The 21,997-nt window shown below is 62.2% G+C and carries 22 protein-coding genes and 1 pseudogene; 13 read left to right on the top strand and 10 right to left on the bottom strand.

Annotated elements, in window-relative coordinates; genetic code table 11:
* Nucleotides 1-4: 4 nt before the first annotated feature.
* Entirely contained in the window at nt 5-907 is a 903-nt protein-coding gene (locus AKN84_RS04010) for a dioxygenase family protein (RefSeq protein WP_050419469.1), read from the bottom strand.
* A gap of 130 nt (nt 908-1,037) precedes the next feature.
* Between AKN84_RS04010 and AKN84_RS04015 the strand changes: the two genes are divergently transcribed.
* The gene (locus AKN84_RS04015) at nt 1,038-1,817 is read left to right on the top strand and encodes a LacI family DNA-binding transcriptional regulator (RefSeq protein WP_347337295.1); all 780 of its coding nucleotides are present in this window, start codon (nt 1,038-1,040) and stop codon (nt 1,815-1,817) included.
* Nucleotides 1,787-2,074, top strand: coding sequence for a substrate-binding domain-containing protein (locus AKN84_RS50265; RefSeq protein ID WP_347337296.1), 288 nt, complete (start codon nt 1,787-1,789; stop codon nt 2,072-2,074). The genes AKN84_RS04015 and AKN84_RS50265 overlap by 31 nt, the downstream gene beginning before the upstream one ends.
* A 36-nt stretch (nt 2,075-2,110) precedes the next feature.
* Here AKN84_RS50265 and AKN84_RS04020 read toward each other — a convergent pair whose 3' ends face one another.
* Nucleotides 2,111-3,736 carry an MFS transporter gene (locus AKN84_RS04020; protein WP_050419603.1) on the bottom strand — a complete coding sequence of 542 codons (1,626 nt, stop codon included), beginning with the start codon at nt 3,734-3,736 and terminating at the stop codon, nt 2,111-2,113.
* A gap of 50 nt (nt 3,737-3,786) precedes the next feature.
* Nucleotides 3,787-3,978 carry an alpha/beta fold hydrolase gene (locus AKN84_RS44545; RefSeq protein ID WP_283805487.1) on the bottom strand — a complete coding sequence of 64 codons (192 nt, stop codon included), beginning with the start codon at nt 3,976-3,978 and terminating at the stop codon, nt 3,787-3,789.
* A gap of 301 nt (nt 3,979-4,279) precedes the next feature.
* On the opposite strand from AKN84_RS44545, the gene AKN84_RS04025 reads away from it, so the two are divergent.
* Entirely contained in the window at nt 4,280-5,215 is a 936-nt protein-coding gene (locus AKN84_RS04025) for a ring-cleaving dioxygenase (protein WP_050419470.1), read from the top strand.
* Nucleotides 5,216-5,423: 208 nt separating this feature from the next.
* Nucleotides 5,424-6,350, top strand: coding sequence for a helix-turn-helix domain-containing protein (locus tag AKN84_RS04030; protein ID WP_050419471.1), 927 nt, complete (start codon nt 5,424-5,426; stop codon nt 6,348-6,350).
* Between the two features lie 19 nt (nt 6,351-6,369).
* On the opposite strand, the gene AKN84_RS04035 is transcribed toward AKN84_RS04030, so the two are convergent.
* Both AKN84_RS04035 and AKN84_RS04040 read right to left on the bottom strand, forming a co-directional pair.
* Nucleotides 6,370-6,855: an isochorismatase family protein gene (locus AKN84_RS04035; RefSeq protein ID WP_244484920.1), complete on the bottom strand. Its 486-nt coding sequence runs from the start codon at nt 6,853-6,855 to the stop codon at nt 6,370-6,372.
* 162 nt (nt 6,856-7,017) lie between these two features.
* A complete protein-coding gene (locus AKN84_RS04040) occupies nt 7,018-7,833 on the bottom strand; it encodes an alpha/beta fold hydrolase (RefSeq protein WP_050419472.1) in 816 nt (271 codons plus the stop codon).
* Between the two features lie 313 nt (nt 7,834-8,146).
* Here AKN84_RS04040 and AKN84_RS04045 point away from each other — a divergent pair, with 313 nt between their 5' ends.
* The 7 genes from AKN84_RS04045 to AKN84_RS04075 are packed head-to-tail and all read left to right on the top strand — an operon-like array spanning nt 8,147 to nt 14,515.
* Entirely contained in the window at nt 8,147-8,797 is a 651-nt protein-coding gene (locus AKN84_RS04045; RefSeq protein WP_050419473.1) for a hydrolase, read from the top strand.
* A 32-nt stretch (nt 8,798-8,829) separates the two neighbouring features.
* Complete coding sequence (locus AKN84_RS04050) at nt 8,830-9,120, top strand: XapX domain-containing protein (protein ID WP_050419474.1); 291 nt, start codon at nt 8,830-8,832, stop codon at nt 9,118-9,120.
* Nucleotides 9,117-11,003 (top strand): amidohydrolase, encoded by a 1,887-nt coding sequence (locus AKN84_RS04055; protein WP_050419475.1) that lies wholly within the window; start codon nt 9,117-9,119, stop codon nt 11,001-11,003. The genes AKN84_RS04050 and AKN84_RS04055 overlap by 4 nt, the downstream gene beginning before the upstream one ends.
* A 1-nt stretch (nt 11,004) precedes the next feature.
* Nucleotides 11,005-11,457: a DoxX family protein gene (locus AKN84_RS04060; protein ID WP_050419476.1), complete on the top strand. Its 453-nt coding sequence runs from the start codon at nt 11,005-11,007 to the stop codon at nt 11,455-11,457.
* A gap of 11 nt (nt 11,458-11,468) precedes the next feature.
* Nucleotides 11,469-12,389, top strand: a complete 921-nt coding sequence (locus AKN84_RS04065) for a VOC family protein (RefSeq protein ID WP_050419477.1) — start codon at nt 11,469-11,471, stop codon at nt 12,387-12,389.
* Between the two features lie 25 nt (nt 12,390-12,414).
* Nucleotides 12,415-13,833 carry an alginate export family protein gene (locus AKN84_RS04070; RefSeq protein WP_050419478.1) on the top strand — a complete coding sequence of 473 codons (1,419 nt, stop codon included), beginning with the start codon at nt 12,415-12,417 and terminating at the stop codon, nt 13,831-13,833.
* Between the two features lies 1 nt (nt 13,834).
* Entirely contained in the window at nt 13,835-14,515 is a 681-nt protein-coding gene (locus tag AKN84_RS04075) for a YoaK family protein (RefSeq protein ID WP_050419479.1), read from the top strand.
* Between the two features lie 99 nt (nt 14,516-14,614).
* On the opposite strand, the gene AKN84_RS04080 is transcribed toward AKN84_RS04075, so the two are convergent.
* Both AKN84_RS04080 and AKN84_RS04085 read right to left on the bottom strand, forming a co-directional pair.
* Nucleotides 14,615-15,250: an alpha/beta hydrolase gene (locus AKN84_RS04080; protein ID WP_050419480.1), complete on the bottom strand. Its 636-nt coding sequence runs from the start codon at nt 15,248-15,250 to the stop codon at nt 14,615-14,617.
* The gene (locus tag AKN84_RS04085) at nt 15,247-16,185 is read right to left on the bottom strand and encodes a ring-cleaving dioxygenase (RefSeq protein WP_050419481.1); all 939 of its coding nucleotides are present in this window, start codon (nt 16,183-16,185) and stop codon (nt 15,247-15,249) included. The genes AKN84_RS04080 and AKN84_RS04085 overlap by 4 nt, the downstream gene beginning before the upstream one ends.
* Nucleotides 16,186-16,314: 129 nt before the next feature.
* Here AKN84_RS04085 and AKN84_RS04090 point away from each other — a divergent pair.
* Together AKN84_RS04090 and AKN84_RS04095 are read left to right on the top strand one after the other, a co-directional pair.
* Nucleotides 16,315-17,210 (top strand): annotated as a pseudogene (locus AKN84_RS04090) (LysR family transcriptional regulator).
* 10 nt (nt 17,211-17,220) lie between these two features.
* On the top strand, nt 17,221-18,525 hold the full coding sequence (locus AKN84_RS04095; protein WP_244484921.1) for an adenylate/guanylate cyclase domain-containing protein: 1,305 nt from the start codon (nt 17,221-17,223) through the stop codon (nt 18,523-18,525).
* Here AKN84_RS04095 and AKN84_RS04100 read toward each other — a convergent pair.
* Genes AKN84_RS04100 through AKN84_RS04110 form a run of 3 tightly spaced genes read right to left on the bottom strand, consistent with a single transcriptional unit; the run spans nt 18,522 to nt 21,981 of the window.
* On the bottom strand, nt 18,522-19,634 hold the full coding sequence (locus AKN84_RS04100) for an alkene reductase (RefSeq protein ID WP_050419482.1): 1,113 nt from the start codon (nt 19,632-19,634) through the stop codon (nt 18,522-18,524). The genes AKN84_RS04095 and AKN84_RS04100 overlap by 4 nt on opposite strands.
* A 47-nt stretch (nt 19,635-19,681) precedes the next feature.
* Nucleotides 19,682-20,863, bottom strand: a complete 1,182-nt coding sequence (locus AKN84_RS04105) for an FAD binding domain-containing protein (RefSeq protein ID WP_050419483.1) — start codon at nt 20,861-20,863, stop codon at nt 19,682-19,684.
* Between the two features lie 8 nt (nt 20,864-20,871).
* On the bottom strand, nt 20,872-21,981 hold the full coding sequence (locus tag AKN84_RS04110; RefSeq protein ID WP_050419484.1) for an FAD binding domain-containing protein: 1,110 nt from the start codon (nt 21,979-21,981) through the stop codon (nt 20,872-20,874).
* Between the last annotated feature and the right edge of the window lie 16 nt (nt 21,982-21,997).

The following is a 21,997-nucleotide window of genomic DNA, read 5'->3' on the forward strand; positions in this document are numbered from 1 at the left end:
TCACTCACTTGATCGGTGGCTTGGGAAGGATGGCTTCGCCTGGTTCCATGACGAAGCGGTAGTTCAGCGTGTACCAGGGCGCCTCGACGCCGGGCGCCGGCGGCTCGCCCTTGTCGTTGCGGCGATAGTCACCAACGAGCGCGCGCGTCACCCCGAACACCACGTCGCTTTCAAGGTGCGCATCGTCATCGACGAAAACTTGCGTGATCAGCGACTTGTAGCCGGGCTTGAAGCCGAGGAAATGGATATGCGCCGGCCGGTAAGGGTGCCTGTTCTGGGCGCGCAGCATTTCGCCGACGGGGCCGTCGGTAGGAACCGGATAGCCGGCGGGCTTCACCGAGCGAAACGAGAAACGTCCCGCAGCGTCGGTCGTTAACTTGCCACGCAGGTTCATGTCCGCTTGTGTGTCGTCCTGGTTTTCGTAAAGGCCGATGGGAGAGGATTGCCAGACATCGATATCGACGCCCGCTAGCGCCTTGCCGCCGACATCGACGACTTCGCATGTTACGAAGAGCTCGGGGCCTGGCGTCGGCGAGCGTACGATCGATCCGCCGTTCGCCGTCCGCGGCGAGTTCGCGCGCCAGAACGGGCCAAGTAGCGCGGCCGCGGTTTCGGTTGCGCCGGCATTGCCGTTGTTGATCAGACAGACCAGCGTCGAGAACCCGATCGCATCGGCAAAGAGGATGCCCTCGTTGTGGCTGTCGTGGGTGGCCTGTCCGATCCGGTTCAGGAAGTCGATACCGAGATCGTATTCGGCTTCCGTAAGGTTCACCTCGCGCGCGAAGGCATGCATGTGTCTGACGAAGGCTTCCATCACCGTTTGAAGCCGGACGTTGTCCGCGCCGGACATCGCCCGCAGCACGTTTGGCGTCACGTCTTCGACTGTCTCGATGATCCCTGCTGCCATTGTTTTGGCTCCTGCAATCGATTGCATTCCGATTGCAATCGTTTGCATTTTATATTGCAATCGATTGCAAATCGTCAAGTCGGCCTGTATTCTCGATTTCGTGAATTAGCTAACGGACGGAAATGGTTGGATGAATCGACCTGTCACCACCATCAAACAAATCGCCGACGCCAGTGGGGTACACCCGTCCACGGTGTCGCGCGCGCTCGACCCGAAGAAGCGCCATCTTGTTGCCGCTGACGTGGCCGAGCGGATCGTCTCGCAGGCGGAGGCGCTTGGCTATCAGCCGAACCGTCTGGCTGCGAACCTGCGCCTCGGCCGGTCCGACCTGATCGGCGTTCTGCTGCCCGACATCGCCAATCCGGTCTTCGCCCCGATCCTCGGCGGCATCGCGGAAACACTCTCGGCGGAAGGGTACGCGCCCATCGTGGCAGATGCCGGCAATGCTACCACGCAGCAGATTTCGTTCGTTGAGACCCTGCTCAGTCAGCGCGTCGACGGCCTGATCCTGGCGACGGTTTCGCAGGACGACGAACTGGTCGGCTTCTGCATTCGGCGCGGCCTGCCGGTGATCCTCGTCAACCGATCCGAGGCGCGGGATCGCGTGTCGTCGGTCGTGTCCGACGACGATCTCGGAATGCAGCTTGCGGTCGACCATCTGGCCGGCCTCGGCCACCGCCACATCGCGCATGTGGCCGGTCCGTTGTCGACGTCGACAGGGGCGTTGCGCCGCGACGGCTTCGTGCGCGCCATGGCTCATCATGGATGGCGAGGCGTCGTGCGCGAGGCGGCAGGCTACACGCGTGAGGCGGGCGCTCGAGCGGCGGCGGCGCTGCTCGATGGCGAAGCAACATCACAGCCATCGTCGCTGCCAACGATCTGCTCGCCCTCGGTGTGCTCGACGTGCTGAAAGAGCGGGGGCTGCGCTGTCCTGAGGACATTTCAGTGGTGGGCCATAATGACATGCCGTTGATGGACGTCGTCTCGCCGCCGCTGACCACGATCCGGATCGAGCACCGGGAAATGGGGCAGATCGCCGCCAGGATGCTGGTCGAGACGATCAAGGGAGGTTCGACCGAAATCCGGCATGTGGTACTTCGTCCGGAGCTGGTCGTTAGAAGATCGACCCAAGTAATCAACCCTGAGCAGGACCAGGCGCGACCATAGCAACTACTTCCGGCACTGTCGTGCCGCGGCGCCCGATCACGAGGACCGAAGCCGGGCCGCTATAAGATGGGTAACTTTAGGCTCGGTGGCGGCGCCGAACTCGCCGATGGTGTCCTGAACAACGTGATCCGCATTCGTCACACGCTGATGCTGCCGAAGATGCTCAAGCCAGGACGCGACCATGAACGTTTCCAGGAAGTGTCCGCTCTCGGCCGCGTCCTCGAATACGTCCCAGGCATAGGCCCCGTCTCGCCGTCTCTGTTGCCCCAATTCTGCGACAACTGAAAGGAAGGCGTCGCGCTTCTCGGGAGCGATGAGGTACTCGACCGTGACCAACACCGGACCGCGATCCGCATCGGTATCAGAAGCCAATATCGGCGCCGGCCAATGCATCGAAGGCGCAAGGTCGACGCTCGCTCCCGCTTGAAGTTTCCAGCGCCAAGTCAAAGCGATCCCCACGATGGCGCCGGCTGCCGCTATGAAGTGCGCCGCCGCCAAGCCAAGTCCTGACGCGAGTTGTCCCCAAAGCGCGCTGCCTGCGGTCATCGCACCGAAGAACACGGTGACGAACATGGCCAAGCCGCGACCGCGGACCCAATCGGGCAGGGAGACCTGAACCGAGACGTTCACTGTCGCGAGGACGGCGATCCAGGAGATGCCTGCGATCAGGCACGCCAAAAGACCGATTGCGGCGTGGTGGGCGATGCCGAGCAGGACCAGGCTGAGCGCGGTGCCGGCCGTGCCGCCCGCAACCAATCGGTCCGGTCCGAGCATCGCCTTAATCCATGCGAGCGCAAACGCGCCGACGACGGCGCCAATGCCGATCGCTCCGAGCAAAATGCCGTAGAGCTCCGGTCCGCCTGCGATCTGATTGCGCGCCACGAGCGGGAGCAGAGCCCAATAGGCGCTGGCGAAGAAGAAAAATGCGACCGCTCGGACCAGCGTAGCGCGGAGATTCGAATTGAACCGCGCATGGCGGAATCCGATCACCATGGCGCCGACGAGACGTTCTGGCGGCAGGCCGCTACCTTGAGAAGCGGTCGGGCGCCACCAGAGGAGAGCGCCGATCACGGCGAAATTGCTCAACGCATTGAACCAGAATGGTGCCGCGATGCCCAGTCCGCCGATCACGACACCGCCTAGCGCCGGTCCGATAGCTCGGCTGATGTTGACCCCGACCCCGTTGCTCGCAACTGCCGCCGCGAGATCCTCCTTTGGTACAAGCTGCGGGACGACCGATTGCCACGCCGGCGCGGTGAATGCGGCGCCCACGCCGAGCAGGAACGTGAACACCAGCAGGATGGTCGGCGTGACGAGGTCGAGCCCGACGAGCACCGCGCTCGCGCCCGCGACGACCGTGAGTGCGATCTCGCAACCAATCAGAAAACGACGCTTGTCGACAGTATCCGCCAGCGCGCCGGCCGGCAGCGCGAACAGAAACATCGGGAGACTGCTTGCAACCTGAACCAACGAGACGGTGAGCGGATCGGCGTCGAGGCTTGTCATCAGCCATCCGGACGCAGCGTTGTACATCCAAGTGCCGACGTTGGCGACGACGGTCGCAATCCACACGACCGTAAATGTGGCATGCCGAAATGCGATCCATGGGGAAGCGTTGGTCGCAGCGGACGATGTTGTGGACTTCTGATCGGTTGAAGACATCATGTTCACTCGATTAATCGAGTCTGGCGCAACAGGCGGCGGCGATCGGCTCAAATGCCGCATCCGCGCAAGTCCGGAGCGATCACCCGACAGTTCGAGGCGAGCACCGGAATCTGGAAGCGCCAGGCAAAGCTGGTTTCCGGGAAGCCGTGGAGCAGGACAATCGATGGTCCGGCTCCGGCCTCAAGGTAGAACTGCCTGATGCCGTTGGCCCGGCATGTAGTTCGCCGAATTGCGGTCACGGGTCTCGTCTCCTGGCCGCGAAGTGGGCTGGCCAACCTTCGACGAGCTGCCAAGGGGAGAGATTGCAGGTTTTGGCTGTGCTTAGTACGATTGCGTCGCGGCGGCGTGATGCAGGTCTCTTACCGTTAGGATTTTGGCCTTTGTGGCACTTTCATAATCGGGGAAGAGTCCAAGACTTGGAACATCTTCTCGGGGTTGTGTATTCTGGGGACGCAAGGATTACGGTATCTGAGGCCGGAAATATGGCTTTCTGGCAGGATTGCCACTTGGCCGAAAGATCGTTGATTGGATAATAGCCACGTGAACGCGCGCGGACTTCATCATGTCACGGCGATCATAAGCGATGTACGCCGCGCCTCCGACTTCTATGCAGGAGTCCTGGGGTTAAAGCGCGTCAAGAAGACCGTCTGCTATGACGACCCCGGCAGCTACCATCTGTACTATGGCGACGATGCGGGAAGCCCAGGAGCCGTGATGAGCACGCTTGCCTGGAACTGTGTACCACCGGGGATGATGGGCGTCGGCGAAGTCGTGCAGACAGCCTTTCGGGTGGCGCCGAGTTCACTTGATGCGTGGGAGAATCGCCTCAATTCATTTGATGTCCGCAGTCGACTGGAAACGTCGCCTTTCGGCGAACGCATGCTGTGCTTTGCGGACCCTGACGGCACCGAACTTTCGCTGGTCGAAACATTGGTGGACACGTGGGCGGCTAAATCCGGGCGAGCGGATCAGAAGCCTCAGGCCGATTTCGCGCTGCGCGGACTTCATGGTGTCACGTTGAACGTCCGCGAGGAGGACGAAACCATCGATATCCTTCAGAAGGTGTTCGATTTCCGGTTGGTCTCTCATAGGGACAACACCATGCGCTTCGTCGCTCATGATGGTCCAGGTGGCGCGATCACCTTGTGCATGATCGGAAAATCCTCGCGGGGACGTCTCGGTGGCGGCACCATCCGTCACGTCGCCTTCCGCTCGAGGGATATCGATGATCGCTCGCAAATGGTCGAGAAGCTCCGATCGGCATACGGCATCGTCGTCAGCGAACCCATCGAGCGCACCTACCTCAATGCGGTCGGCTTTCGCGCGCCTTGCGGAGTACTTTTCGAGATCGCAACCGACGGTCCGGGATTCGCGGTCGACGAGACGCCGGAACGGTTGGGTCAGACGCTCCAGCTTCCGACATTTCTGGAAGAGCGCCGTGCCGAGCTGCAGTCGATCTTGCCACCGCTCAGCTAGTGGTTGCCCCCGGGGCATCGTGTCTCAACTTTCACCTATCCTTCCACATCGTTTCCTATTTCGAATCAATTTCTAAGCTAGTGCGCCATTGTGGCTCACTACCCAATCGTCGACTTGAACGACGACGGTTATCTCTCTATGAGAAAATTGTTCTACATGCGCTTACCGGGAATACAGTGGATAGAATGACCCATGGGAGGACGCAGCAATGAGGCAACAGTCTGACAGCGCGTCCGACGGCTTCTACGGTCGTCGCCTTAGTCAGCACCTCGGCATGGAGGGAGACTGTTTGCTGCGCGTCGATCGCGAGGGACAGTTGGCGCTCGCGATGACACGGCTGACCTGCTCTCGCTTTGTTCGGGAACGGACGGCGGCCATTCCTTCCGAGCCCGCCTTCAGCGTGTTGCACCAGCTCGGTGATCTCGAAAAGCATTCCTGCTGGCTCGCCGGCAAGCCACGGTATTCGGGGGCCTTCGGCGCCGGGACGGTCAGCGTCATTAATCTGATGGACAATCCTCAGTGTGAGTTCAAAGGTCCGTTCGACGCCGTCCAGTACTACGTTCCCCGGCGGGCCCTTGACGAATTCGCCCGAGAGCACAATGCCAAGCCGGTTTCGACCCTTAAATGGAGCAGGGACCAGCGTGATCCTTACCTCTCGACCTTGTCCAGCATGCTGCTCAGCGCAGTCGAGCAGGATCCGGCAACCAATCAGCTCTTCGTAGACCAGATCGGTTTGGGCCTGCTCGCTCACTTCGCGCAGACCTATGGCGGCTTGCGCCCGCAGGATAGTGCGGTCGGCGGCGGCCTCGCGCCCTGGCAGGAGCGCCGCGCCAAGGAGATCATGCGGGCACGGCTCGCCAGCAGCCTGACGATCGCCGACGTCGCCATGGAATGCAAATTGACACCCAGCCATTTCGCAAGATCGTTCCGGCGCAGCACGGGTGTCGCCCCGCACGAATTCCTCTCGCAACTGCGAATCGACGAGGCCAAGCGCCTCATGCTGAGCACGAAGCTTCCGCTCGCCGACATCGCGCTGATCTGCGGCTTCGGCGACCAAAGCTACTTTACTAGGGTGTTCTCCCGCAACGTGGGCGCAAGCCCTGGAGCTTGGCGGCGGGCCCGGACCGAGGGGTAGATCCGGGCGCGCCCGGCTCTCAGGCGGGGTGAATCATATCGCGGGCGTAGGCGAGACCGATACCATATCCTCCGGCATGCGACTCGACGATGGCGCGCGCGCCATCGTACGTTTCGTGTCGCGTCCAATCCCGCTGCATCTCGAGCAGGACCTGGATCCAGGAGGTGAGACGGGCGCCCGCGGCCTGCATCCGGCTGAGAGCGAGTTCGTGGCTTGCGGTCGTGAGGCCTCCACAGGCGTCTCCGACGACATAGACCTCGAGGCCGGCCGACAGCGCCGAAAGCACTGCGAAGGTCACGCATGCTTCGCTGAGCAGGCCCGAGACGATCAAGCGACGCCGACCGGTGGCGAGAACGGCCTCGCGCGCCTTGTCGTCCTCCCACACATTCATGCTGCGCCGATCGATCGGTTCGATGCCCGGCAGCGCCGACTTGATGGCCGGCATTAGCGGCCCGCTATACACCTTCGTGGCCGAGGTGGATGCCACGACCGGCAGCCCGAACACCGTCGCGGTTTTCGCAAGCGCGAGACGTTGTTCATGAGGGCCTGCCGATCGATCGATCCCACACCGAAGGCCAGTCCGGCCTGTTGGTCAACCAGAAGTAGAGCGCAGTCCTTCGGCTCGAGCAGATAAAGCGGATTGATTGCCATCATCTTTCTCCGTCCACTAGGCTTGCAGGAACGCGAGCAGGTCCGCATTGACCTGATCGGCATGGGTCGTCGCGGTGGCGTGCGGAGCGCCCGGATAGGTCTTCAGCCGGGCGCCTTTGATCATCTCGGCTGCCAGCTTCCCGGTGTAATGCAGCGGCACGACCTGATCGTCTTCGCCGTGAATGACCAGGGTGGGCACATCGATCCTGGCCATATCGGGCCGGAAGTCGGTTTCCGAAAATGCGGTCACGCAGTCGATCGTCGCCTTGATCGAGGCTTGCAGCGCGATCTGAAGGGTTTGCTTGAATACGCCCTGAGACACCTTCGTGCCATGATTGGTGCCATAGAACAGGGGATTGAAGTCGTCGAGGAACTGCGCGCGGTCCTTGACCAGTCCCGTCTTAATTCCGTCGAACACCGACTTGTCGACGCCGTCGTGGTCCGCAGTCTTGACGAACAGGGGCGTTACCGCGCTGAGCAGAACGAGCTTGGCCACCCGCGAGCTGCCGTGGCGTGCTACGAAGCGCGCGATGTCTCCGCCACCCATCGAAAATCCGACCAATGTCACATCCCGCAGATCGAGATGTTTGATGAGATCGGCGATGTCATCGGCAAAGGTGTCGTAGTCATAGCCCGTCCAAGGCTGGCTCGAGCGGCCGAAGCCCCTTCGGTCGAATGCCACGGTTCGATATCCATGCTCGGCGAAGAACAACATCTGCGCGTCCCACATATCCGCGCTGAGGGGCCAGCCATGGCTGAACAGGATCGGCTTTCCGCTTCCCCAGTCCTTGTAATAAAGCTCGGTACCGTCCCGCAATTTCAGCAAGGCCATCGTTCGCTCCTGTGACGAAGTCAAGAGGGCCGACATGAGCAATCTGAGGGCTCGTCCGGCTCCGGCGCGCAAACTCGTCGATCAAGCGCCCGCCGGATTGGACGGTCTGCGCGTCCTTTGGACATGCTGGCGATGGCAAGCGAAGACCGATCGACTGACGGGCAATTGGTCGCATCGCGACGAGACATCGGGCGTCAGTCCAAGCCGCGACGCAATCGTCCAAGCTCAGGCCGGCCTCACGGTCCACCATCCCAGCCGCTTCAATCCTCCCCTTTCGTACGATCGCTCATGCCGATCGCAAGGAGACCATCAGATGTCGAAACTCGATATGCTCACCCCGGACAACTCCGCCATCGTGCTGATCGACTACCAGCCGGCGATGTACCAGGGCGTCCAGTCGCATGATCGCTTGGGCGTGTTCAACAATGTCCAGATCCTGGCGAAAGCCGCCAAGCTGTTCAAGATTCCGACTGTCCTGTCCACGGTCGCCAAGGATTCGTTTTCCGGCCCCTTCATGCCGGAAGTCATCGATCTGTTCCCCAATCACGACGTCATCGATCGCACATCAATGAACTCGTGGTTGAATGCCAATTTCCGCAAGGCAGTTGCGGCCACCGGACGCAAGAAATTCGTGCTGGGAGGTCTTTGGACCGAAGCTTGCGTGATGTTTCCCGCGTTGGACATGCTCAAGGAGGGCTACGAGGTCTATGTCGCGGCCGACGCCTGCGGGGATCTTTCGGTGGAGGCGCACAATCGTTCAATGGATCGGCTCGTTCAGGCCGGCGCCGTTCCGATCACGTCATGCCAGTACGCGTTTGAATTGCAGCAGGACTGGGCGCGCACGGAAACCTACGACGGCATGATGGAGATCCTGAAGGCGCATTCGCCCTACGGAATCCAGATCCGCTTCTCGAAGTGGGCGCTTGGCGAGCACGCTTCCGAGGCGGGCACGCAGGCCGCCTGACCACTCCCATCGTCCCAATCGGGAGTGATGCGATGAAGATCTACCTCCTGTCACTCGGCGCCGGCCTTCTGGTCGGCGTCATCTACAGCCTGTTGAACGTGCGTTCGCCGGCCCCGCCGCTGGTGGCCCTGGTGGGTCTTCTCGGCATCTTGGCCGGCGAGCAGATCGTTCCTGTCGGCCGGCAACTGATGTCCGGGCACGGGCTCGCATCCGCTTGGCAACAGGCGAAATGCGCGCCGCACATGTTCGGGATGTTGCCCGGACGCCAAAGCGCGCCGTCGAAAAGCGCCTCTTCGCTCGAAGGTCTGGAGAAACACTCATGAGCTCGGCACCCGACGTCATCCTGCATCGTGGCTTGTTCACGACTCTCGATCGCTCGAATCCGATGGCATCAGCCGTTGCAATTGCCAACGGACGGTTCGTCGCCGTCGGACACGATCAGGACGTGATGAAGCTCGCAGGTCCGAATACAAAGATTGTCGACCTGAAGGGACGTCGGGTCTTGCCGGGCCTGATCGACAACCATCTGCACATCATCCGTGGCGGTTTGAACTTCAACATGGAGCTGCGATGGGACGGCGTGCGCTCGCTTGCCGATGCCATGGACATGCTGAAGCGACAAGTAGCGATCACGCCGCCGCCGCAATGGGTGAGGGTGGTCGGCGGATTTACCGAACATCAGTTTGCGGAAAAGCGGCTTCCGACGATCGAGGAGCTCAATGCGGTCGCTCCGGATACGCCGGTATTCCTGCTGCACCTTTACGATCGGGCTATCCTGAACGGCGCCGCGCTGCGGGCCGTGGGCTACACCAAGGATACGCCGGAGCCGCCGGGTGGCGAGATCACGCGCGATTCGAAGGGTAATCCGACCGGCTTGTTGCTTGCCAAGCCGAACGCCAATATCCTCTACGCCACGCTCGCCAAGGGGCCAAAGCTGCCGTTCGAATACCAGGTCAATTCGACACGTCACTTCATGCGGGAACTGAATCGGCTTGGCGTGACCGGCGCGATCGATGCCGGTGGTGGATTCCAGAATTATCCGGAGGACTACGCGGTCATCCAAAAGCTGAACGAGGACGGGCACCTGACCATTCGGCTCGCCTACAACCTCTTCACCCAGAAGCCCAAGGGCGAGAAGGAGGACTTCCTCAACTGGACCAAGACTTCGAAGTACAAGCAGGGCGACGACTACTTCCGGCACAATGGCGCCGGCGAGATGCTGGTGTTCTCGGCGGCCGATTTCGAGGATTTTCGCGTCGCGCGTCCGGATATGCCTCCGGAGATGGAGGGCGAACTCGAGGAAGTTGTCCGCGTCCTCGTCCAGAACAAATGGCCATGGCGGCTCCATGCGACCTATAACGAAACGATCTCCCGCGCCCTCGACGTGTTCGAGAAGGTGAATCAGGACATGCCCCTGGAGGGACTGCACTGGTTCTTCGATCACGCCGAAACCATCTCGGACCAGTCGATCGACCGGATCGCGGCGCTGGGCGGCGGCATTGCCGTGCAGCACCGGATGGCCTACCAGGGCGAATACTTCGTAGAGCGGTATGGCGTGGGCGCCGCCGAGGCGACGCCACCGGTCAAGAAGATCCTCGACAAGGGCGTCAAGGTGTCGGCCGGCACCGACGCGACTCGCGTGGCGTCCTATAATCCGTGGGTATCGTTGTCCTGGTTGGTAACCGGCCGCACTGTCGGTGGGCTGCGGATCACGCCGCAGCGCAATTGCCTGGATCGCGAGGCGGCCTTGCGGATGTGGACCGAGAACGTGACCTGGTTCTCGAACGAGGAGGGCAACAAGGGCCGCATCCAGGTCGGTCAGCTTGCCGACCTCGTCGTGCCCGACCGCGACTACTTCTCGTGCGGCGAAGCCGAGATCGCCGATACGACGTCGTTGCTGACCATGGTCGGCGGCAAGATCGTGTTCGGTGCGGGTGATTTCGCGAAGCTGGACAGCGACGCGCCGCCGCCTGCGATGCCGGACTGGTCGCCGGTGCGTCGCTTCGGCGGCTACGCGGCCTGGGCCGACGACAAGGCGAAAGCCAGGGAAGGCAGCCTCGCCATGAAGGCCATGCAGATGTGCGGCTGTGCCAATTCGTGCGGCGTACATGGGCACGACCACGCTACGGCCTGGTCGAGCCGTTTGCCGGTTTCCGATTTGAGGAGCTTCTGGGGTGCCCTCGGTTGCGCTTGCTGGGCGGTCTGACATGTCGCCCGGATCGTCGCCGCACTGGATTTCCGCGATTCTGCGCTGGCCGCTGCTATGGCACGCGGCCAGGCTTGCCCTCGTGTCTGCCTACGTCCTGGGCGGACTTGCGAAGCTGCTCGACTTCGCAGGGGCGGTCGCCGAGCAGGAACATTTCGGGCTGTACCCCGGCTGGCTCTGGGCGGGAGCTGCGATCGCAGTGGAGCTTGTCGGCTCGCTGCTAGTCGCGATCAACCGCTACGTCTGGCTGGGAGCGGGCGGACTCGGCGTCCTTACCTTCGTGGCGATGCTCACGGCCAACGCCTTCTGGACGATGGGAGGCCATGAGAGATTCATGGCCTCAAACGCCTTCTTCGAACATCTCGGATTGATTGCAGGCCTTGTCGTCGTATCGATTCTGTCGGACGAGGCCCGTGCCCACCCGAATCGCGCTGCGCGATCTCAAACCGTCTAGGGAGTTTTCCGATGGATCAAATGAAGCTCTTCGCATCGCTGGCGCTTGCGGCGGCCGTCGTAACGACCACGCCGGCTGCCGCGAAAGACACCGCGAAATCCAGGGAGGCGGCGGTTGCGGTGGCTCCGCAATACGACACGACACACGTCTACGTGGCACCGGAGGACGTGGACAAGTTCGTGACGAGCTTCCTCGCGACTTTCGGCGGCAAGAGCACTAAGCAGGTGGTGGCGACGGTGACGCCGACGCCGAGCAGCACCACGTCGCAACTGCTCCAGACACCAGTCGGTACCGTCTCGCTGTTCGGCTTCAAGACGCCGATCCCGTATCCTTTCGGTACGGAGCGCAACGGCTATCTCGTCACCGACATGGACCAAGCGGTCAAGGCCGCACGAGCCGCTGGCGCCGACGTGATTGTGTCGACGTTCCCCGACCCGATTGGGCGCGACGCTGTGATCCAATGGCCCGGTGGCGTCAACATGCAAATTTATTGGCATACGACGAAGCCGGACTATGCCGCCTTCGAACGCATTCCGGAGAACAGGGTCTACGTCTCGCCCGATCGCGTCGGTGCATTCTCCCGAAGCTTTCTCGCATTCTCCCGCGGCAAGATCGTTGCCGACGATGCGAAGGCGCCGGGCGTAGAGATCGGCAGGCCGGACACGACCTACAGACGAATGCGGATCGAGTCCGCCTTCGGCAAGATGATCGTTATGGTCACGGACGGGCACTTGCCCTATCCCTACGGACGGGAGACGACAGGCTACGAAGTGGCCGACCTTGCTGCGACGATCGAGAAGGCGAAGGGCGCCGGCGCCACGGTGCTCGTCGAGCCCTATGCCTCGGAAGGCCGCTCCACGGCGTTCGTCATGTTCCCGGGCGGGTACATCGCCGAGCTCCACTCGCTCGGGCCGAAGAGCGCAGCGCGCTGAGAAAAAGCGGGGGTGACGTCGGCCGATGGCGGCAATGCGAGATCAGCGGAGCTTTGGGATAATCTTGGCGCTTGTGGCCTTTGCCGCAGGCGCTGCTCCGGTGCGGGCTGATGAAGCCACGGCAGTCGCGATGCGGCCGGAGATCCAGGCGAACCGCTGGGCGGAGGATTGGTCGGTTCTCGCCGATCCGAGACTGCGCACCGAACCGTTCGACGGCCTCAAATATATCCCGCTCTGGGCCACCGACCCGAAGAGCTACATCTCCCTGGGCGCCACGTTGCGCGAGCGCTTCGAGAGCAACAATGCGGCGGGCTTCGGTATCGCGGGAACGCCGTCGGATAGCTACTTTCTGCAGCGGCTGCAGGTTCACGCGGACATTCATTTCAATGCAAACTGGCGGGCGTTCGTTGAGCTGGAGGACGACCGCGCTTTCGGCAAGCAAATCATCTCTCCGGTAGACCAGGATCGGCTCGACTTGCGCCTCGCCTTCATCGAGTACGTCAACACCTTTTCGGGTGGGACCTTGAAGGCGCGAGCAGGGCGGCAGGATTTCGCTTTCGACCTGCAGCGCTTCGTGTCATCGCGAGATGGCCCGAACGTCAGGCAGTCGTTCGATGCGCTCTGGGCTGACTGGGAGACCGGGCCGTGGCGTTTCATCGGCTTCGTCAGCCGTCCGGTCCAATATTTCGATAATCGCCCCTTCGACGACACCTCGAATGACAGCTTCCGCTTCAGCACGCTGCGGATCGAGCGCAAGGTGCTCGGCGACAAGGAGCTGTCCGGCTACTACTCGCTGTACGAACGGAGCAACGCCAAATATCTCGACGCTTTCGGCGCCGAGCACCGGCACGTCTTCGATGTCCGCTTCGCGGGCAACGCCCAGCATATTGATTGGGACCTCGAAGCCATGGGGCAGGTGGGTCAGGTGGGCACGGCCGATATTCGTGCCTGGGCGGTAGGTGCACGTGCGGGATACACGCTTGCAGACGTGCTGTGGCAACCTCGGCTCGGAATCCAGTTCGATGCGGCCTCCGGAGACCATCACCCCGGGGACGGGGTCGTGGGGACGTTCAATCCGCTGTTTCCAAACGGCTACTATTTCACGCTGGCCGGTTACACCGGATACGTGAACCTGGTGCATCTCAAGCCTTCGATTACCGTCAGTCCGGCGAAAGGGCTGAAGGTGATGGGCGCCATTGGGCTGCAGTGGCGCGAAACCACGGCCGACGCCATCTACGTCCAGCCCAATGTGCCGGTCGCCGGTACTGCCGGAAAGGGCCGCAATTGGACCGGCGCCTACGGCCAGTTGCGCGTCGACTACGCGTTCAACGACCATCTGACGGGCGCGATCGAAGCGGTGCATTTCGACGTCGGGGACACCATCATTCGCGCGGGGGGACACACGAGCAACTATCTGGGCGTTCAGCTCCAATATGGGTGGTAAGATGCCCCGGCAAATCCTCCTGCTTCCACTTCTGATGAGCCTGAACGCGGGCTTCGTCGATACGGCCGGATTTCTGGCGCTCCAGGGGTTGTTCACCGCGCATGTCACCGGCAACTTCGTCACGTTCGGCGCGTCCATGGTGCTCGGGACTTCGGGCGCCCTCGCGAAGCTCCTAGCGCTACCGGTATTCTGCCTGGTCGTGATCGGCACGCGCGTATTCAGCTTCCTTCTGCCCGCGATCGGATTACCGATTTTCCGCTCGATGCTCGCCCTCAAGGTGCTGCTTCTGGCGGCAGGGGCCGTGTGTGCAGTCCACTTTGGACCATTCGTAGAGGGCGATAGCTGGCAGGCGATCTGCACCGGCATGATTCTGGTCGCAGCCATGGCAATTCAGAACGCCGCACATCGTATTCATATGGGGACGGAGCCTCCAACCACGCTCATGACGGGCACCACCACCCAGATCATGATCGACGTCGCTGATGTGCTGCGAGGCGCTCCGGCTACGGTCTTGACGGTTGCCAAGCCGCGTCTCAGCAAGATGGCCGCGAGCGTGACGGCGTTCGCGCTCGGGTGCGCCGCCGGCGCAGTCCTCTACGCGAAGCTCGGGACGTTGTGTTTCGTCATTCCTCCGCTGATCGCGTTACCGGCCGTGTTCCTGGCGTCGGCTGAACCGAAGTGACGGATTGACGAGACGATGACGTCCCCCTCTGGGTTGATCGACAGACCCACCGGTCGGCGGACCGCCTTTCCGAACGGCACACCGACCGAGGTCAGATTGTCAGGACACCGTCGCCTGGTTCCTCGTCTCGGCAATCCACGTGCGGCCGAGCGCAATGTCCGCCTGCGAGAGCTGATGGCCGATCGGCAGTATGCGATGGTCGACCTTGGCTCCCGCCGCCGACAGCATGGCGGCCAGTGCGGCGGCATTGTCGGCCGGCACGATGGGGTCTTGCCGTCCGGACAGCATCAGGACCGGCTTTCCGTCGAGCTGCGCGTCCGGGGGATCCGTCAGCGGCACCATGGTGCGAAACAGAAGTGCGCCGGACAGCGCGTGCGGATCCATCAGCATGAGAGCGGCGGCGATATTGGCGCCGTTCGAGTAGCCGACGGCCAGCGGCGCGTCGATGCCGTACCGGCTGCGCGCGCCTCGGACAAACTCTGCGAGTTCAAGCGCGCGATGGCGAACGTCCTCTTCGTCGAAGACCCCTTCCGCCAAACGACGGAAGAAGCGCGGCATTCCGTTTTCGAGCACCCGGCCGCGTGGCGCCAGCAGCGGGGATCCCGGCGAGATCATGGCGCCAAGCTGCAGCAGATCGTTTTCGTCGCCGCCGGTGCCGTGAAGGAGCAGCAAGGGCGGAGCATCCGCCCTGTTGCCGGCCTCGAAGCGATAAATGAACGGAGACTTCGCGGTCATGACGCGGCTCCTTGAAGCTTGGGCAGCACGCCCTCGATCTCCTTGCGGTGCGGCTCGAGGAAGCTCGGCAGCTTCAGGTCGCGGCCAAGCGTTTCCAGCGGTTCGTCGACCGCGAATCCCGGAATGTCAGTCGCGATCTCGAAGAGGACGCCGCCCGGCTCCCGGAAGTAGATCGAGCGGAAGTAGTTGCGGTCCTTCTGCTCGGTGGGATGCAGCCCATGATTGCTGACGAGGTTCTGCGCCATGATTGCCTGCTCGGCATCATCCTTCGCCCGGAACGCGATGTGGTGCACGGAGCCGCGGCCCTGGCTGCCGCGCAGAAAGCCCTTCGCCTCATAGATGTCGACGATGTTCCCCTGCGCATCGCCGGGTACCGTGAAGCGCGTGACCGATCCCTCCCGCGCGGTCTCTCGGAAGCCGAACACGTCGGTCAGGACCTTTGCAGTCTTGGTCGCATCGTCGAGCAGCAGCGTGACGCCCTGGAAACCGCGGATGGCGTGTTCGGCCGGTACGTCGCCGTTGCTCCAGGCAGGTTCATCCTCGGCGCCGGCAACGCCGACAAGCGCGAGCGCCATTCCGTCCGGATCGGAGAACGCGAGCACGGACTCGCCGAAACGCTTCTCGAGCGCCTCGAACTTGATGCCCTTCTCGAGGAAGCGCTGCGTCCAAAAGCCCAGCGAGCGCTGCGGCACGCGGAACGTGGTCTGATGGGTTTCGCCAACGCCGCGGCGACCCGCGGGGGCTCCCTCCCAGGGGAAGAAGGTGAGGATCGAGCCCGGCCGGCCGGCCTCGTCGCCATAATAGAAATGGTAGGTGGCCGGATCGTCGAAATTGACGGTCCTCTTGACGAAGCGCAGTCCGAGATCGCGCGTGTAGAAGCCGAAGTTCTTTTGGGGGTCGCCTGCGATGGCGGTGACGTGATGGATGCCTGACACTTTTTTGCCCTCCGGGTCCGTACGAGCCGCTTGGCTCTTGAGACGAGATATCGGATGGCTTTGATTTAAGGACAATCCATGATCATATGACATGACTGTCTACGAAATAGCGACAATTTGGATCGAGGGATGGATAAAGTCACCAGTCTGCAGGCTTTCGTGAAGGTGGTCGAAACCGGCAGTTTCTCCGAAGCGGCCCGCCAGTTGCGCCTGTCTAGGTCCGCCGTCAGCAAATACATCGGCGACCTGGAGGAGAGCCTCGGCGTCCAACTCCTCAATCGCACGACGCGGCACGCCAGCCCGAATGAGAATGGCCAACTCTATTTCGAGCGCGCGCTAGTCATTCTTTCGGAGATTGATGCGGCCGACCAGGCCGTCACGCACCTGCAGTCGGCTCCCCGCGGTCTTCTCCGAATCAATGCGCCGATGTCCTTCGGCACGATCAGGCTTGGACCGGCGCTCGCCGACTTCATGGTCAAGTATCCGGAAATGCAGCTCCAGCTTGTGCTGAGCGACGATCTCTCGATCCCGTCCAGGACGGTTTCGACGTGACCCTACGAATCGCGGAGCTCGAATCATCGAGCCTGATTGCACGAAAGATCACGCCCATGCCGAGGGCGATCTGCGCGTCGCCCGAGTATCTCGATAAGCATGGTACCCCATCGCACCCGCGGGATCTGCGCGATCACGCCTCGCTGACCTACGGCTTCCTGCTTACAGGCAACCAGTGGAAACTGACAGGCGCGGACGGGGAGCACTGGATCCAGCCCGCCTGGTCGCTGTGCGTGAACAACGCGGAAGTGTTGCGTGATGTCGCCGTCAAAGGCAGAGGAGTGGCGTTGATACCCAAGTTTATCGCCGGAGAGGCAGTCAAGAACGGAGAGTTGAAGGAGATACTGAAAGACTTCCGGTCGCCGCCGCTTACACTGTATGCGATCTATCCGCCGACGCGACATTTGTCGCTGAAGGTCAGGCTCTTCATCGATTTCCTCGTCGAACGCTTTGGCCACGAAGCCGATGCGTGAGGGAGTTGCAATGGCCTCCAGGCTCGTCGATCCGTCGCCTCGATCCTACCCCCCATCGGTTTCGTTCGTGCGCAGGGCCGGCCCCATTTTACGCGCCGTCGGCGAGACCGACACGTTCGCCGACATCCAGAACTGGCTTCTGGAGGAAGCTGCCACTGAGCGTGAAATGCTTCACCTTCTAGTCAAGCTGATCACACGAATGAAGGCTGCCGGCTCTTTGGTTGACCGCCTGACCCTGCATATCGGAACGCTCCACCCCCAGCTGGTCGGGTTCGCATGGGTGTGGAATAGCAATGACGGCTTCTGCGACGAGGTCCGCGTGGCCGACGCAACGGTCGCTTCCGATGCGTACAAGCTCAATCCGCTACAACGTATTGTCGAAACAGGGGAGACAATCAGGCGCGAGCCGAACGATCTTTCCGCACAGGCCGAATTTCCTATCATGGCCGAACTGGCGGCCGCCGGCATGACTGACTACGCGGCGATTCCGCTGTGCGGCCTGGATTCGAGAAATGTCATTACCATCGCGACGAAGTCGCCAGGTGGCTTTCGCGGGGCCGAGTTCGACTGTCTGATGGATCTTTTCAAGTTGTTTGCTCTGCATGTGCAGAGGCACAGCGAACTGAGAATCTCCGAGAATGCGTTGGGTGCCTATCTCGGATCGGGCGCTGCTGCCAAGGTGCTCGAAGGTGCGATCAAACGAGGTGCTGGAGACTCGATTCGCGCGGTGATTTGGGTCTCGGACCTCAGAAACTTCACGAAGATGTCGGACGCCTTAGCGCCGCCGGATATGCTCGTGTTGCTCAATGCATATTTCGAGGCGATGGCCAGCGCCGTTTCCGCCCACGGCGGCGAAACCCTCAAGTTCATCGGCGACGGTATGCTCGCCGTGTTTCCAGTGACGGAGGGTGTCGCCGAAGCTGCACGCGCGGCCGCGTCGGCGGCAAGAGAGGCGATCGCCAGGCTCGAGGCCTACAGTCGGAAAATCCGCGTCGCATCCGCCGCCGAAGGCCAACCCTTGCTCCGGGCGGGCATCGTCCTTCATGAAGGGGAGGTGTTCTTCGGCAACATCGGCGCTCCGGACCGTCTGGACTTCACGGTCATCGGTGCAGCCGTCAACGAGGCCTGCCGCGTCGAAGCACTGACCAAGACGATCGGCCGGGATCTTCTCATGACCGAAGCCGTGGCCAGGCACCTCCCGCACGATGTGGAGCATCTCGGCGAGCACCAGTTACGGGGCGTCTCCGCCCGGATGGCCGTGTATGGATTGCCGGATGACAGCTCCAAACGTCGCGCGCGGCTCTGTCCGCCCTAGCCTCGGCCGACAGTCGTTTCGAGGCTTGGATAGTCGAGATATCCCGTATCTGAGCCACCATAGATGCCGATCCGTTGCGGCGCATTGTACGGGCCGCCGGCTCGAATCCGTGCCGGGAGATCGGGATTGGCCAGGAAGAGGCGCCCAAAAGCGACGGCGTCCGCCTCGCCGGAGCTGATGATTCCTGCGGCGCGCTCCGGAGTAATGCCCGCATTGACAATGAGCGGCCCGCTATAGTGGCCGCGGATCATCGAATGCATCCGCTCGTAGTCAGGCGCTCCTGTCCAGGCGTTGGTGTCGGCAAGGTGCAGATAGGCAAGGCCGGCGGTCTGCAGCCAGCGCGCCAGTGGCCCATAAGTGTCTTCAGGTTTCGGGTCGCGCGTGCTGTTGTAATCCGCGAAAGGCGAAAGCCGCAGTCCTATCCGCGAAGGCGGCATGACCTCGGAGATTGCCGCGACGATTTCTTGTAGCAGTCTGGAGCGGCCTTCGGGGTTGCCGCCATAGCCGTCGGTGCGAAGATTGATGGTCGGAGAAAGAAACTGATGGATCAAATAGCCGTTGGCGCCGTGGATCTCCACGCCGTCGAAACCCGCACGAACAGCGTTGGCGGCCGCAACTCTGAACTCGTCTACGACATCCTGGATCTCACCAAGCGTCATCGCGCGTGACGATGTCGCCGCGATCCGCACATATGCTCCGTTGGCGAGGAGCGCCCACACCTGCAATGCGTCCAGATCGTCGTTGACCCCCGAGGGCGACAGCGGTTGCTCTTCGGACAATAGACCGCGCGCGCTTGCGCGCCCGGCGTGCCAGAGCTGCGCGACGATGCGTCCGCCCTTTTCGTGGACCCGATCGACAACCGCTTTCCATCCCTCGGTCTGTTCGTCCGTCCAGAGACCTGGCGTTCGGTCAAATGCCCGGGACCGCGGTCCTACGTTGATGCCTTCGCTCACAATGAGACCGGCGCCCGCACGCGTTGCGTAGTATTCAGATGCGGTCGGATTGATGACGCCGGCCTCGTTGGCGCGCGACCGCGTCATCGGGGCCATGACGATTCTGTTCGCCAGATCGAGCGCGCCCAGGTTCGTCGGATGGAAAAGATCGGTCATGTTTCTTGCTCCTTCGAGATTTGATTCCGGCGTCGAGATCTGACGAGCTAGTCGGTGCTTCTTTCGCGCGACCAGCGATTTCCCAGCGCGAGGCCATATTGATAGAGCGCACCGCCGTATTCGAGCTGCAGCTGCTCGGTGGACTGGAGCGCAACATCGACGTTCGCGCGCGCTGACTTCAAAGCGCGTGCGAGGACGGAAGCCTCATAGGCGGCCTTGGCGGTCCCTCCTGCGGTGTGGGGCCGCACGACGAACGCGGCATCGCCGGTCAGCAGGATTCGACCGAACAAGGTTTTCGGGACCGTCACGTCGCGTATGGTCTGAAGAAAAGGATCCCGCGTTTCCGAGACCAGTGCGGCCATCTTGGGATGGATCTCGCGTGATGCACGCGCCTTCAGCGCGGCAATGGTCGCCTCCGGCGTCGTGCCCCGCGGAAGCGAGGATCGATGTTGGACGCCGTTCTTGTCGGTGAGCACGTTCGCCAAGTCAGCGAGTCCAACGTGCACATACCAGACCCAGTTCAGACGGCGCGAACCTGCCGAGATCGCGCCGTCGCGTCCGGGAATGAAATACGCCAGCATATGCCCGCCGCTGCGGGCCTCGGTGAAGGTGAAGAGGTCGTCGAAAAAGGGGAGAAGATCGCGAGGCACGTCGCCTTCGTCGAGTGTCCCCCTCCAGGCGACATAGCCGGCGTATCTTGCCTCGACATCGGGAAGCAGTCTTTGCCGCGTTGGAGACCCTGAACCGTCAGCGGCCACGAACAGATCGCTTTCGATCGCAGTGCCGTCGCTTAGGGTCGCCGAAACCCTGGAGCCGATCTGGGTTACCGCCTTCACCTCGGAGCCTGCGCGATAGCATTCGTCCGGAACGGCCGCCCGCAGCGCCGCATGGACGGCCTCCCAGGACGTGAACTCCTGCGGCATATCTTGAAGGATGCCGTCCCCGCCGTCGTGGTCGAGATATCGCCGACCGCGGCAGGACGTGAAGGGAAGGGGGCCCGCACCGTTGTCTTCGAGCAGCCGTAACAATTCGTTTTGAACCACGATCCCGGCGCCTCGGGCCAGCATCGGGCCGGGCGTACGTTCATGCACGCTGACGGTTGCGCCAAGTTTTCGAAGGACAATCGCATTGCACAGCCCGGCGACCGACCCGCCGCTGATCGTCACTTTGAAGTCGTGCTCGGCATGCCAACTCATTCGCTTCTCCCAGTTCGCAATTTCGAAGACCATGCTGGCGCTCACATCAGATGGATGCCAAGTTCGCGACCGGATGCGGCGATAGCTCTGCCCGCCTGAACTCGTTCCTGAGCAAAGTTGCGCAGCGCGCTCTCGAGCGGAGCCGATGAGAGATGTTTTTGCAGCGCCATGGCGTCCGCCGCAGCCTTCGCGATTCCCATCCCGGTGTGCGGCCGCAGGACAAACGCCGCGTCGCCGACCAGAACGATCCGTCGCGACGCCATCCGCTCGGTTTCGTAGTCGAAGATGCCCTGCACGAAGGGTTGGGCCGTCGCTTCGATCGCGGCAGCGAAGGAGCCCGGGAGCAGTCGCCTGGCATCGCCGACGAGCCGTTCACGCGCGTGGTCGGAAAGCGCGCCCGGCGGCAGCGAGTATGGGTGAATGCGGCTCTCACGGTCCGTGAGAACCTCATCCCGGGCACTCGTTCCGGCCGCAGGTTGATACCAGACCCAATTGTATCTCCGGCGTCCGGTCTCGGTTTCGCCGTTGGGGCCGGGCACCAGGAAGCCGATGGCATGGGACTGGGGCATTCGAAAATATGCGAAGCGGTCGAGGAGCTGTTCTGCCGCAAAGTTCGGCAGGGCAAGTTCCGGAAGCAGACCGCGCCATCCGACGTAGCCGGCGTACGAATTCGTGGCGGACGGGCCGTCGACCGCGCGACGCGCGACGGATGCTATTCCATCAGCGCCGACGACCAGGTCCGCGATCGCTTCGCTTCCGTCCTCGAAGCATACAGTGACCCGATCGGCCTCCTCGCGAAGGTGCTCGACCTTCCTGTCGAGCAGATATGCGCCTTCCGTCATGTGCTCTCGGAAGACACGATGGACGGAATCCCACGATAGCTGCATCTGAGGCGGCATCTGGGTGACAGCCGGAGATCCTGCGCCATCGAACACGATGCGTTCTCGTGCGACCACGCCGACCCGCGCCACGTGTTCGCATCCGGAAGCGCGCAGGATCGCGAACGTTTCGCGCTTGCCCAGGAGGCCCGCGCCGCGTCCCTCGAGCCCATGGACCGAGCGTTCGTAGACCATGACATCGTGTCCATGCTGTCGAAGCAGCGTTGCGGTGAATAGTCCTGCGAGAGAACCCCCGACGACCGCGATGCGCATGCCTGATAACCTCCGG

It is taken from the genome of Bradyrhizobium tropiciagri (assembly GCF_001189845.1).
Lineage (GTDB): Bacteria > Pseudomonadota > Alphaproteobacteria > Rhizobiales > Xanthobacteraceae > Bradyrhizobium > Bradyrhizobium tropiciagri.